Raw genomic sequence first — 13,499 nt, 5'->3', positions numbered from 1 at the left:
TTGTGTAGCCGCGATTTCCAATCGCCCGGTGTTTCTTCCAAAAGTGGATGCTCCCGATGTAACCCAAGTTTTGAAGTGCGTAGGCTACGCCTACACACTAGCTGATATTAAACGCAAGCAGAGTCTAATATCAGCTAGACTGATTCTGGGCTGCTTGCTGTACTTGCGCCACTGTTAAATCGAGAGCCACCGCCACTTGTTCCACACTTAACCCCAAAGCCAATAACCGGGGAATAGCTTCTAACTTAGCTTGCAGCCTACCTTCCTGGCGACCTTCCTGGCGACCTTCCTGACGACCTTCCTGGCGACCTTCTTCTAAGCCATCTTCTTTGATAGATTGATACATCCTTGTTTTTTTGAATTCGTCGTCTATACCCAACATTTCTGCTAACTCCTCTCGGCTTAACCGGGTAAATTTGTACAACAAGATAGTCTCTATCAATTCTACAATTTGCTTCCTGGTTGCTTCATTTGCTAGTTGTTGTCTTGCTTGTAAAATCAATTCTCTACCTTTTTCAATGGCTGTCTCTTCTCTTTCGATAATTAATTTAACGATCGCAACTTGAAGTGAGTTCTCTGCCGTATCCAATTCATCTAGATAAATGCGTTGCACTTGTGAACTGTTGAGCAGTAATTGATACGGTAGTCGATCGTTCGGATCTAAACTCCTTTGCGGATAGATGACGACAGCACGCCAAAAATTGACTGATTCGTTTTGACGTAAGTAAAGGAAGATTTCGGCAAAGAAGCGTCTATAAAAAGTCGGGTCTAATTGAAACTGGACTTCAACAAAATAGAGTGGTTGGTTTGTGGTTTCACTTGTAGGAATGAATACTCCATCAATCCTAAAAGCAGTTTGTTTTAGTTCGACTGAAACAAATTCATAAGCGTTGACGTTGATAGTATTATCGCCAATTATTGCAAAAAATATGCTTGGAAAAGCTTGAAATAAGTTATAAAATATTTTGTCAGTTTGCACTTGTATTTAGTCAAGCGGAAATTGGATATTCAAAGTTTATCAAAATATTGTAAACGCGAACGAAAAGATCCCCGACTTATTCAAGAAGTCGGGAATCTGAGCCTCCCGATGGAGAGCAAATCAAATAGGATTGCTATACTTTAATAAAAGATTGTTTATCTCATTTACTTAGATACCAACTGATTAACTGGAGCAACCCCAGCCAAATCTAGAATTGGTGCGATCGCATCTTCCCGCTTTACTGCCATCAGATGGACACCTTGACACAATTGCCGCGCTATTTCCACTTGTTCGGCGGCAATTTTCATCCCTTCCTCAAAAGGGTCTTTGGCTTTTGCCAATCTATCAATAATATGTTGGGGAATATTTACACCTGGAACACATCTATTAATAAACTGAGCATTTTTTGCCGATTTCAACAGAAAAATTCCTGCCAAAATCGGTTTTTTATAGCCAGATGCAATGGTATCCATAAACTTTTCTAGCCGCTCAAAATCGGTAATCAACTGACTTTGAAAAAATTGCGCTCCGGCTTCGATTTTGCGTTCAAATCGACTTTGCAAACCCGACCAACTTTTACATTGCGGATCTACTGCTGCACCAACAAATAAATCTAGCGCTCCATCAGTCAAGGGTTTTTCGTTGCAATCAACGCCTTGATTCATCTTCCGAATTAGTTGCAACAGTCGCACCGCTTCTAAGTCAAACACTGCTTTGGCATCTGGATGATCGCCTGCTTTTACGGGGTCGCCAGTCAAAGCTAAAATATTACGGATACCTAAAGCATGAGCGCCCATTAAATCAGCTTGTAAACCAATGCGGTTGCGATCGCGGCAAGCAATTTGACAAATCGGCTCTATACCATTTTGTGACAAAATCACCGACGCGATTAACGAAGACATCCGTAACACTGCGCGGCTACCATCAGTAACATTGACAGCATGAACCCTTCCCTTAAGAGTCGCTGCCATTTGAATCATGTGCGCTGGATCTCCCCCTTTCGGGGGTGCTACCTCGGCGGTAACTAGAAATTCACCTGCTTGTACAGCTCTCTGGAAGGCTGTGGAGCTATGGGTGTGATACATAAAATTAAGAATTTCAATTTCTTAAATGGTATAGCAAATCACACCTAAAAGCGAAAACTTAGAGAGGAAGTGAGTAGCCTAAAGCAGCTTTTACTTGTGATAAAGTTTGATTTGCGATCGCTCTAGCTTTTTCCCCTCCATCCCGTAACACAGACTCCAAATAGCCTTTGTCTGCCGTTATCGCCTGATATTTTTCTTGAATTGGTTTCAGGGACTCAATAATTGTATCCGTCAACAATGGCTTAAATTGTCCCCAGCCCATATCCTGGCACTCAACTGCTACATCTTCCTTTCTCTGCCCAGAAAGCAATGTATACAGCGTCAACAAATTATTACACTCTGGACGTGCTGGATCGTCGAAAGTCAGCCCACGAATCGGATCGGTTTTACAACGCTTAATCTTATATTGAATCTGTTCTGGTGAATCTAGCAAACTGATTCGACTTAATTCTGAAGGATCGGACTTCGACATTTTGCGTGTACCATCCGCTAAACTCATCACCCTTGCTCCTTCCTTACGAATCAAAGGGTCTGGTAACTTCAGAACTGGTCGATCTGGTTTACCAAATTGGTGATTTAACCGAGCTGCAATATCCCTTGTCAATTCCAAGTGTTGCTTTTGGTCTTCACCCACTGGCACTTTATCCGCTTGGTAAAGCAAAATATCAGCCGCCATCAACACTGGGTAATCCAACAAACCTGCACTCACATTTTCTCCCTGTTTAACAGCTTTTTCCTTGAACTGGATCATGTCTTGCAGCCAGTTTAGAGGTGTAATGCAGTTGAGCAACCAGGTGAGTTCACTGTGGGCTGAAACGTGGGATTGTACAAAGATGGTGGAGTGATTTAAATCAAGACCACAAGCTAGATAGAGAGCAGCAAGAGTATAGGTATCAGCTGCTAACTGGGTTGGGTCGTGTGGTACTGTAATCGCGTGCAAATCAGCCACAAAGAGGTAATTTTCGTATTCACTCTGACCTTCTACCCAGTTGCGAATGGCTCCTAAGTAGTTACCTAGATGGTAATTGCCTGTTGGTTGAACTCCAGAAAGAACACGTTGTTTGCCCATAAATTTCAACTAAGTTATCTCAACGAGGAGGCAGGGGGAAGGGAGCAGGGGGCAGGGGGCAGGGGTAAATGACCCCAACCGAGAGTCGTGAAGCAGAGCGGAACATGGGTCTGAGTCCCCCACTTTTTATAAGTGGTTCTCATTCAGGTAGGGTGGCCACTGAGCGTAGCCGAAGTGTCGAGTCCCCCTTTCTGTTCTGTCCCCCCTACTCCCTGCTCCCTGCTCCCTTGCCTCTTTTTCAAATCTGCACTAATCAAGTGGCGATGTCTGGTGAAAAGTTGCTTCTCTTCTTTGCGAGAAGCTGTACCAACGCCAACGCGCCTACGCAAAACTCATTTAATTTTGACATTTTCCAGCGCAACTCGCCGTTGAAATATAGGAGTGGGAGCAATGCAATTTTGTGAGATCATCGTAAAGACAGCAGGGGAGCAGGGAGCAGGGGGAATGGGAAAAGAACCAATTATCGGACAGAATTTCTTCTGTAGCTTGCTTCCTTGAAAGGGTATTCTGATTCCAGACTTCTGAATTCTGTTTTGATAAAGTCGAGCTTACTTAATTTTGTAATTCTCGATAATAGCGCAAGGAACAGACTTTTCTCCCGACCAATCGGTAAAGGTATCTTCATTTTTGTAATGCCTTGGTGTTTGCATAAGCAAGTTCCAAGCATCTTTGGCATCCAATAAATTTAAACGTTCAGGATAGTGGATCTTTAATAATTCTTGAACTAGGGGATAATAGTCAGAGTTGATTCCTGGAAAAATATGGTGTTCTGTATGATAAGAAAAATTTAAATGCAATTTGTCAACTATTTGAGGAACACGCAGAGAAATACTATTAATCAGTGGATCGTTGACACTTGTCATCTGACAAAGCATGTGGTTTGTATAGATGTAAAACATAGCTCCAGCATAACCAATTCCAATCGGCAAAAAGTAACTCAACGCGATTTTTAAGAAATTAAATTGTAAATACATCAAGATACTCAAATGAATCATGATAATTACAACAAGTTCACCTGCGATTAACCAACGCTCTTTAGTTTTGACTGTAAAAGCAGCAGGAACAAAACTTACAGATTCACGATTAAAAAATAGCACAGAAGTCAGATTCCGAAGATTATGTGTGCCCCATGCGGTTCCCATTCCCACTATTAAACTGATGGGATTAACCTCCGCAGAAGGTACGCATACATCTTGAATCCATTTACCCCAAGTTTTCGGCTGTTGATATAAGTAATTGCGATCGGGATCTGCTAAGGAATTAGTTTTATTATGATGTTCTCGATTATGTACCGCTTTCCACATTGTGGGTGGCATCCACAACATCGCTAGCCCTAGTAAGCTAATAATTCTGACTATATGGGAGTTTCTAATGACGCTACCATGCATCAGATCGTGGGAGCTAAATAGCAAGACGATAATACTATTACCCATTACTATAGCTAAAGGCAAATAAAGCCATAAAAAATAAAAATTCCAACGATCTAGATAAGATGCGATCGCCCAGCCTAGAATCAAAATTGCCCAATTAATTGATAGAATTACTAATTTACTTGCATCTGGGAGAAATGCTTGGGGAGGAAGTAGGGGACGCAATTTTTTTGCATACTCTGCTTGGCGAATTAACTTTTGAGCGTTACAAACTTCCATAAATATTATTATTCTTTCTTTATTTAATTTATCTTACAATCAAACGTTTCAAAACTTAACATTGTTTCAAATAACAATGCCATTGTTTTGACTGACAATGAATGCCGACTTAGAAAAGCTACGGTGTCAACACAAATAACTTAATTATCTCAAATCTCGTTTTGTAGTGGCGTGGCAAGACTAAAGTAGTTCATTATACGTAGGTTGGGTGAAGCGGAGCGCAACCCAACATATATCAGAATGTTGCGTTACGCAAAGCCTCTAACGCCACTTGCTACAACGCGGTGGCTCCCCAACCTACAATTTTTAAACAGAAATGGTATAAAGTCACCCATTCAGGTGAAGGCATACAGACGTGTAATACCTATTATGAAGCAAGATTAAGCAACTATAAAGCTAATTATGGGTTTAGTTGTTAGTTTATTAATAAAGATTTAATCCAAAAATTTTAACATTTAACTACAGGCTACTCCCATAAAGCAAGATTCATTAGGCTTTTAGATATGGCTACGCACATAGAAATTCCTGTTATTGGTAAAGTTAAGCATCCATTTCGCTGGCTGATGGGGCTGATAACAGGGGGTGTTTTGGTTGTTGGTACTATCACAACCTACACTCTGGTGAATCAAGGGACAAGCAAAGAAGATATTGCTCAATTAACTGTGCCAGTGGCGGCGAAAAACGTCACCTTGAGAATTACAGCTAGTGGTAAAGTCGTACCAGTTCAGAGTGTAAATATTAGTCCGAAGAACCCCGGTGTGCTATCGCAATTATATGTAGAACAAGGCGATCGCATTCAACAAGGGCAAATCCTCGCCCGCATGGATAGTGCCAGCATTGAGGCTCAAAGGAGCCAGTATCGTGCTAACTTAGCCCAAAGTCAAGCACAATTAGCCGAAGCCGTTGCTGGTAGTCGTCCTCAAGAAATTGCTCAAGCAAAGGCGCGGTTAGCACAAGCTCAAGCCCAGCTAGCCGCAGCTAAGGCTGGTAATCGTCCCCAAGAGATTGCTCAATCTCAATCCCAAGTGGATGCGGCTCAAGCAAAGGTGAATTACACCAATGAACAGGTTAAGCGTTACCAATACCTATATAAACAGGGAGCAGAGAAAAAACAATTACTCGATCAAGCCATCAGCGAAGACAAAAGTGCTAGAGCCAATTTAGAAGAAGCTAAAAAACGATTGTCGTTAGTCCAAAGTGGGAGTCGGACTGAGGAAATCGACCAACGCCAAGCGGCTGTTAATGAAGCACGGGCAGCATTAGTACTCTTAGAAGATGGCACTCGTTCTGAGGAAATTGTGCAGCGTCAAGCGGCTGTTGCCAGTGCTGAAGCTCAATTGAAGGGGGTGCAAGTGCAGCTGGAAGATACAATTATTCGCGCTCCGCTTTCGGGAATTGTGACGCAAAAGTATGCAGAGCCAGGTGCTTTTGTGACACCTACAACTTCTGCTTCTACTAGTGCGTCGGCAACTTCTAGTTCGATTGTTGCCGTAGCACGTGGGTTAGAAATATTAGCTCAAGTTCCTGAAGCCGATATTGGCAGAATTAAACAGGGACAGCAGGTGGAAATTGTCGCTGATGCTTATCCCGATCGAGTCTTTAAAGGTCATGTGCGCCTAATTGCTCCAGAAGCAGTGGTAGAACAGGGTGTGACATCTTTTCAGGTGCGGGTTGCTCTTGATACTGGTACTGATAAACTGCGTTCTGGCTTAAATGTGGATCTGACTTTTTTGGGCGATCGCGTCAATAATGCCTTGGTGCTACCAACGGTGTCAATTGTCACCGAAAAAGGTCAAACTGGTGTACTTGTACCAGATGTAAATAATAAACCCCAGTTCCGCGAAATTACAGTTGGGGCACAAATTCAAGACCAAACTCAGATATTAGGGGGAGTTAAAGAAGGCGATCGCGTTTTTGTTAATCCACCCAAAGACTACAAAATCGAAAAAGCAAAAGAAAAGAATAATTTGTAATTCGTAATTCGTAATTCGTAATTCGTAAGACATGAATTTTTTAGAAAGTGTCCAAATGGCGGGTAAAACCCTGCTGTCAAATAAGCTGCGTAGTGCCCTGACGATGTTGGGTATAGTTATTGGCAACGCCTCAGTGATTGCCATGATTGGCATTGGCGAAGGTGGGCAAAAGTACGTTAATAAACAGCTAGAGTCATTAGGGCCAAATGTACTGTTTATACTGCCAGGTAATCGAGAAACTCAGCGTATCTCCTTTGAAGTGCCAAAAACTCTGGTGTTACAAGATGCCGATGCGATCGCTTCTCAAGTACCAACAGTAGTCGGAGTTGCGCCAGAGTTAAACAGGAGACAGGTAGTTATATATAGCAACCGAAACACTGATGTCAACATTATTGGTACAACTCCCAGCTTCTTATCAGTGCGCGATTTTGAAACTGCTAAAGGCAGATTTTTTAGCGAGGTAGACATCAAGCGAAGTAACCAAGTCGTTGTCTTAGGTGGAGATTTGGCAGAAAAACTATTCGGTAATAGTAACGCTATTGGTCAGCAATTGCGAATTGGAAATACCAGCTTTCAGGTGATTGGGACATTAACAGCTAAAGGTTCCAGCGTGGGAGCAGATTATGATGATGCTGCGCTAATACCAATCACAACCTCAGCAAACCGACTTGTGGGAAAGAATTCTCCCTATGGTATTGCCTTAGATTATCTCGTTGCTGCCGCTCGTGATTCAGAGAGCGTGGATGCAGCAGAATTTCAAATTGCTAATTTGCTGCGTCTACGGCACAAAATTAATGGTGAAGATGACTTTACTATCCGCTCTCAAAAGGATGCTTTGCAAACTGTCGGTCAAATCACTGGTGCATTGACAATTATGTTAGCAGCGATCGCGGGGATATCGTTATTTGTCGGCGGCATTGGCATTATGAATATTATGCTTGTCTCCGTTACCGAACGCACCCAAGAAATCGGATTGAGAAAAGCGATCGGGGCAACTGAGCAAGATATTTTGTTACAGTTCATCATTGAGGCAGTAATAGTTTCCGCAGCCGGTGGTTTAGTTGGGACTGCGGTTGGTATTAGTGGCATTCTATTAGTGGGAGCCTTGACTCCTTTAGAAGCAAGTCTTTCTCCCGCAGCGATTACTATGGCAGTTGGTGTATCTGGTGGTATTGGTTTATTCTTTGGTGTTGTTCCTGCACGTCGTGCTGCTAAACTCGACCCAATTGTGGCTTTGAGAAGTGCTTAAACCACGTCTATCTTGAAACCTGTATTTCAACTCTTTTGAAAAAGATTTGCCCTCATCTCCCAACCCCTTCTCCCAGATATGGGATTCGGGGAGCTAGAATTTCAAAGTCCCTCTCCCAGAGATGGGAGAGGGATTTAGGGTGAGGGCGAAAACTACGGTTCTCAACTTAGATGAGGTTTACTACATATAACTTCTGGGATTCACCGTACATGACACCATATTATTTAGTCCTTATTTATGATTTCTGAATAGTTAATATCAAGATAAATACTCGGATTAACTTATTTTGAGACGCGATAATTACCGCGTCTCAGTTACAGTTCAAAGCTTTTCCTAATCAAATGAGGTACTTCATAGCCCCCTATCGAAGAGCGGGGAGGGGGGGTTGGGGGTGGGGTTTTTGTACCTCACTCAACTGGGAACCGCTATATATGAGTCAAAAAATTAGACTCAAAATTCGCTACCAATCTAGCTTCTATCTCTTAGTTGTTTGCTAGAAGGATTTTGGTAATAACCTTCTTTATCTGTGGCTTTGTTTTTTGCAGGATCAAAAAACTCTTTTGTAGCTCTAGGGGTTTTTTCGTCCAGGTTTAACTTTTCGCGGAGATTGTTGGCAGCGCTTTTTAATGGGTTTTGAGTATTTTTTGCTTGGGTGTCGTTTCTAATTTCACTTTCGTTTGGTGTTCCTTTGTAATAAATACCCTCTGGAGTTTTAACAGTCTCAGCTTGTGCTACGTTAACGTAGCTAAAAGCCTGACCCAATAAAAACATAAATCCTACTAGAAAAACTACAAGAATTTGGGAAATACGAATATTTCGCAGCCCTGAAATTACTCGATTCATAAAAAACCTCAATTCCATTATGTTGGGTGGACAATTCAAGAGACTGAATAAATATTCAGCATTCGGGTTTAAGAACAACTGTGATGTAGTTATCCTTTTTTTTGTTGAAAAATATGATAGCCGTCGGGTGTTTATTTTTAGATTACGGCCATCAGTCATCTCTTTCAACGCTTTGCCAGCATTAACTTTTTTGTAGTTAATCACTCACTTTGGCAAACTTTTTCGCCATCATTTCAGGCGTTGGGGAAAGCGATCGCTTTTTCGGCTGTCATGATGTAGACTCTAATCACGTCTCTACCTCCACATCATCACCACCGTTCCAGCAGACTGCTTTCATAGTCCTTAATCATTATTAAGCGTCTTATAATTACGAATTACGTACAGCCCTTTGGGCATGAAAACCGCGTAGCGTGCCGGAGGCTCTATTACGAATTACGAATTACATTGACACCGCCGCCCCTGTAGTCGGCTTAGGAGGCTGAATGTTAGCACCTATCCGCGCCCGATATAGTTCTGCTAATCGCTGTTCGGATTTCAATAAATCGTGGTAAATTTCTTTGAAAAGGGCAGTTGCTCCTGGGTCAGTAAACATTGCACATAGATTACCAATATCGCCAATACCAGTTTGCACATCGCCTAAAGCAGAACGTAACTGATATATGTCATCACTTCCTGTTAAGGCAGTTTTAACTTTTGCATACTGATTAGCAATATTTGCTCCTAAAGAGGGTTTTTCGCCCAAATTATGAAGATAGGTTTCTAACTTTTGAATATGGCGCTGTTTATTCGCAATTATTTCTTGAAATACTGAGTTGACTTCACTATCTGATTCTTTTTCCAAGTAATTCTCAAATGCTTCTAGCGAATAACGCTCACCAGCAAGGGCATTATTTAAACCTCTACTAATATCACCTTTAGTTGAGCCACCCCAAGCATCAGCTAGCTTCCACCATTCAGCACTTGTGTCTTTTTCATTTGGTAATGCAGCATCTTTGCCACCATAACCCAAACGGCTTAATATAGCTGTGGTGAAAATTGGTAAGTCGCCAGGTTCACGAGATGTAATCAAATTCCCATCAATTACCACCGGCTCATCTAGATAATTTGCGCCAGCGTTAATCATATCCTTGGCAATAGCAATAAAACCAGTGGCTTGTTTACCTTTGAGTAAGTCGCCTTCAATCAAAAGTTGTGGCCCGTGGCATACCGAAGCAACTAATTTTCCTTGTTGTATGGCATCTTGGACAAAACGTACTGTGTTAGGGTTCCGCCGCATTTTATCGGGGGCCATCCCACCAGGAATTATCACTGCGTCGAATTGGGCTGCGATCGCTTCTGTTGTAGTACCATCAGCTTGGATGCTAAGTTTGCCGCGTTTACCCTTATATTTTTCATTCATTCGGGAGCCAAGGACTACTACCTCTATTCCAGCTTGTTTTAGTCCATTAAAAGGAACTGTAAATTCTGCATCTTCTACTGCTTGTTCAATGAGGATGGCAACTTTTTTCTTACCGGAATGATTGTTATGGTCAGTCATAGATGTTATTACCAATTTATTTCTAGTATTTAACTAGCGACAATATTCATTAATGTTAAAAATCTTGGATTTTTAACGGGAAATTTTTCGACTTGCCTATTATGCAGGTACTTCACCTGTTGGTGAAATAGCAAATAGTTCTTCATAATCGTGAGAGAAATAAGCGTGAAGTGCAGCAAACATTTCTGGGCTAAGAGCATTTTGCAATACAGCAAATACAGCCCGAACATGAATTGCAGCAGTCGTTGGTTCAATCTTTTCTTTTTGGCTTGCACGGGCGATAAATTCCTGCAAGTTAAAGGATTGACCACTATCTCCTTCTCTGCCTCGCAAATAATCGCCTAGCTGTTGAGGCAATTTTGCAGCTATTTCTGCGGCTTCATCACCTGCCATCCGTTCTTTTAGAGTTTCTAGTGTGGCACGGGTGGCACGTTCTGCTTCTTCACGAGAATCTGATTGAGCAAGGCTTTGTACATGTGTAATGAACTCGTTATATTCCACTGTCTACCTCCGCTTCCCAAAATTCTTGAATGTTTTGTTATTTAGCATTCAGGCAGTTAAAAGCATTAAGTAGGTCGGTGCAATTAAAGCTAACTGGCAAAGGCTGTCATTTGTCCTCCCTTCGGCTCCGCTCAGTGCAAGTTGTCATTGGTGAGGGCTTTAAGCCTATTTACGTTTCGTAATATACTTGGTTTTTTCGCGCCAACTTACTTAATCTCAAATTAAAATGGGGCAACTTCTTATTTTTCCTATTAATAAAAAATAGTTATGAGTGAAAATTTGGCTACTGAATAATTTCGGTTTGACAAGTTTTCACTCATAACGAAAAATTTCAACTACAAGTTGCTTGACCATGATTTCATATTTCCAATGGTATGGTGCGATCGCTAGTTTAGCTTCGTTCCAAGGGGATAGATTCTTTTATTTCTAAAGCTATACATCTCTAGTAAGATAACTTCGTGGCAAGAAAAGGTTATTGTGAGAATGCAGAAAAAAGGCTAGTATCATGGCAGAAAAAAATCATAATGACGAAATTCAAACCAATGATTTGCCACAGGAAATTACCGAGTCCTACGGTACTGGTGTGAAAGAGTTGCCAGGATACAATATTGGTGGGCGATCAATTAGAGAAGAAAGACATGAGTATATAGAAACTAGTCCTGAACTCACTGGTGATGACGTTGATGCTTATTGGCAAGATGCAGATGCAGTCGGGGATGAAGCTGTTGGCGGTACTACTGCCACTCCCGATAAAAATGTAACTGAGGAGCTAGAAGCAGCAGTGGGGCTAGAAATGGATGACTCTGAATTTCTCCATACCAATGATATTTTAGAGGATCGTGATGGCGATCGCTGGGAGTTAGATCCGAAGTCTTCTGAAGATTATCAAGATCGGTGAGAATAAAACCAGAAATTTTGTTCTTACCTGTAAATTCACAAATTGGCTGTCGGAGTTAATAAATTAATGTTGCTGGATTGGGCAGTGCTTTTATAATCACTGTCCAATTCATCACAGCATCTATCTAACGAAACATATTTCTATAAATTTACAAAATTTCAACTGCTAAATTCTTCAAATTTCCTTTATCAAGCATAATTTTGGCATTTGATATTTGGCTTTCGTCCAACTGTAATACTTCTAATGCAGGACTACATTCTGTCAGATTTATGTTCTGTTTATAATTATTCTTCTTTCTGATTTCAATACCTATGTCTTCAGTAGGGTAAAACGTTGAATGTACATTTGATAACGTTACTAATAGCACTCACAAATTCCAATCGGAGTTAATAATGACATTTACACAAACTAGCGATCCAACTATTCGTGAACATGTTCAAGCTTGGCAAAAGTTGGATGTGGATCAACAACTGGCTTTATTTTGGTTCATTTACAAAGAAATGGGTGGCTCAATTACGCCAGCTGCTCCTGGTGCCAGTACTGTTTCTCCAGAAATCGCGGAAGGTTTGTTTAATCAAGTAAAAGAATTATCTCACGAACAACAATTACAAGTTCAGCGTGACTTGATTAATAAAGTGGATACCCAAATTTCTCGTGAATATGGTTCTTTGGGTGATACCACTAAGCTCCTATTTTGGTATCGATTATCTCAAGGTATGGATAGTGGTACTATCATTCCTGTACCTTCTGACTATCAACTTCCCTCAGAATCTAAAGCGTTATTTGGCAAAATTCAAGGATTAGCCTTTGAGCAACAGATGACTCTTTTCCGTGATTATGTTTCGCCAATGGGTGCTGAAGCAAAAGCAGGTGCTGGAATTTAGCACTTCTTAAATTTTTAGCTTGCTTAAGGTTATCTATTTACTCTCTAAATGAGCATGGCTTTTATACCAAGTTTATTTACTTGCAAAATTCTGTATAACCATCTTGTTGAAGCTTGCTATATCCGCCAGTCGCTTAATATAAATCTAAATTTTGATGACTGGCGTTTTCATCTTTTCTTGATAAATAAACACTGGGTAAAAGCTACTCAATTTATTAAAAGTAATTAAAATCAGAATTATAATTTCCAATTAACAATTTTTAGTTAATTAAGTAGTTAATTACTTCGAGGTGCTTATGACTTCTACAAACGTCAATTTTTTAGAACAAAGTGTATCAAAATTTCAGAGTTTGGATACAGATGATCGCTTGACTGTCTTAGCCTTACTTTATACTGAAATTTGTGATGAAATTCCGTCGCTCTGTCTCAATAATGTACCAAATGAAAAGACTGCAAATTTAGTTGCACAAATTCAAAATCTTCCACAGGCAGAACAGCTTTTTGCTTTGCGTAAGTTGCTAAACCAAGATGATGAAGTAGGAGAAACAGGAATTTCTACTGAAGAGTACGCTGCAATGAATGCTGATGATAAATTAGCTTTCTGGTATCAATTAGCCCAAAATTTGGGAACTTCAATCATTAATGTACCAGATGACTATATACCTTCTGAAAAAGCTACAGAAGTGGTAGATTTACTTCACACACCAAACATTGAGGATTTAGTGACTTTCTTCAAGCGGGTGCTGTAGTTCTGGCTTTTCACGGTATCTGGAAAACCTCTCTCTAAATCTCTCTCCTAAAAGGAGAGAGACTTTGAATTTTCCCCCTTCCCG

The 13,499-nt window shown here is 40.9% G+C and carries 13 protein-coding genes; 6 read left to right on the top strand and 7 right to left on the bottom strand.

All coding sequences use genetic code 11. From position 1 onward, the window contains the following. Nucleotides 1–130 precede the first annotated feature (130 nt). From HWQ36_RS02240 to HWQ36_RS02225, 4 genes are all read right to left on the bottom strand, one after another. A complete protein-coding gene (locus tag HWQ36_RS02240; protein WP_292697662.1) occupies nucleotides 131–979 on the bottom strand; it encodes an Rpn family recombination-promoting nuclease/putative transposase in 849 nt (282 codons plus the stop codon). 164 nt (nucleotides 980–1,143) lie between these two features. Continuing rightward, entirely contained in the window at nucleotides 1,144–2,064 is a 921-nt protein-coding gene (locus HWQ36_RS02235; protein ID WP_292697660.1) for a methylenetetrahydrofolate reductase, read from the bottom strand. A 58-nt stretch (nucleotides 2,065–2,122) separates the two neighbouring features. Next, entirely contained in the window at nucleotides 2,123–3,133 is a 1,011-nt protein-coding gene (gene trpS / locus HWQ36_RS02230) for a tryptophan--tRNA ligase (RefSeq protein WP_292697658.1), read from the bottom strand. A gap of 548 nt (nucleotides 3,134–3,681) precedes the next feature. Further along, the gene (locus HWQ36_RS02225; protein WP_292697656.1) at nucleotides 3,682–4,782 is read right to left on the bottom strand and encodes a fatty acid desaturase; all 1,101 of its coding nucleotides are present in this window, start codon (nucleotides 4,780–4,782) and stop codon (nucleotides 3,682–3,684) included. A gap of 503 nt (nucleotides 4,783–5,285) precedes the next feature. Between HWQ36_RS02225 and HWQ36_RS02220 the strand changes: the two genes are divergently transcribed. Further along, a complete protein-coding gene (locus HWQ36_RS02220; protein ID WP_292697654.1) occupies nucleotides 5,286–6,755 on the top strand; it encodes an efflux RND transporter periplasmic adaptor subunit in 1,470 nt (489 codons plus the stop codon). Between the two features lie 31 nt (nucleotides 6,756–6,786). Then, nucleotides 6,787–8,004: an ABC transporter permease gene (locus tag HWQ36_RS02215; protein WP_292697651.1), complete on the top strand. Its 1,218-nt coding sequence runs from the start codon at nucleotides 6,787–6,789 to the stop codon at nucleotides 8,002–8,004. Nucleotides 8,005–8,472: 468 nt separating this feature from the next. Here HWQ36_RS02215 and HWQ36_RS02210 read toward each other — a convergent pair whose 3' ends face one another. Then, entirely contained in the window at nucleotides 8,473–9,051 is a 579-nt protein-coding gene (locus HWQ36_RS02210; RefSeq protein ID WP_292697649.1) for a hypothetical protein, read from the bottom strand. A gap of 5 nt (nucleotides 9,052–9,056) precedes the next feature. Here HWQ36_RS02210 and HWQ36_RS02205 point away from each other — a divergent pair, with 5 nt between their 5' ends. Continuing rightward, nucleotides 9,057–9,203 (top strand): hypothetical protein, encoded by a 147-nt coding sequence (locus HWQ36_RS02205; RefSeq protein ID WP_292697647.1) that lies wholly within the window; start codon nucleotides 9,057–9,059, stop codon nucleotides 9,201–9,203. An 83-nt stretch (nucleotides 9,204–9,286) separates the two neighbouring features. Here the strand turns inward: HWQ36_RS02205 and HWQ36_RS02200 are convergent, their stop codons facing one another. Both HWQ36_RS02200 and HWQ36_RS02195 read right to left on the bottom strand, forming a co-directional pair. Beyond that, nucleotides 9,287–10,384, bottom strand: a complete 1,098-nt coding sequence (locus tag HWQ36_RS02200; RefSeq protein WP_292697644.1) for a DJ-1/PfpI/YhbO family deglycase/protease — start codon at nucleotides 10,382–10,384, stop codon at nucleotides 9,287–9,289. A gap of 99 nt (nucleotides 10,385–10,483) precedes the next feature. After that, complete coding sequence (locus tag HWQ36_RS02195; protein WP_292697642.1) at nucleotides 10,484–10,885, bottom strand: DUF2267 domain-containing protein; 402 nt, start codon at nucleotides 10,883–10,885, stop codon at nucleotides 10,484–10,486. A gap of 505 nt (nucleotides 10,886–11,390) precedes the next feature. Here HWQ36_RS02195 and HWQ36_RS02190 point away from each other — a divergent pair. The 3 genes from HWQ36_RS02190 (at nucleotide 11,391) to HWQ36_RS02180 (ending at nucleotide 13,415) form a co-directional block, all read left to right on the top strand. Continuing rightward, complete coding sequence (locus HWQ36_RS02190) at nucleotides 11,391–11,783, top strand: DUF6335 family protein (RefSeq protein ID WP_292697640.1); 393 nt, start codon at nucleotides 11,391–11,393, stop codon at nucleotides 11,781–11,783. A gap of 392 nt (nucleotides 11,784–12,175) precedes the next feature. Beyond that, nucleotides 12,176–12,667 carry an orange carotenoid protein N-terminal domain-containing protein gene (locus HWQ36_RS02185; RefSeq protein WP_292697638.1) on the top strand — a complete coding sequence of 164 codons (492 nt, stop codon included), beginning with the start codon at nucleotides 12,176–12,178 and terminating at the stop codon, nucleotides 12,665–12,667. Between the two features lie 295 nt (nucleotides 12,668–12,962). After that, nucleotides 12,963–13,415, top strand: a complete 453-nt coding sequence (locus tag HWQ36_RS02180) for an orange carotenoid protein N-terminal domain-containing protein (protein WP_292697636.1) — start codon at nucleotides 12,963–12,965, stop codon at nucleotides 13,413–13,415. The last annotated feature ends 84 nt before the right edge of the window (nucleotides 13,416–13,499 follow it).

Origin of the sequence: Nostoc sp. NMS2, from assembly GCF_017115105.1 — a bacterium.
GTDB lineage: Bacteria > Cyanobacteriota > Cyanobacteriia > Cyanobacteriales > Nostocaceae > Nostoc.
The sequence above is the reverse complement of the archived record's forward strand: the minus strand, read 5'-3'. Positions and strand labels throughout refer to the sequence as shown.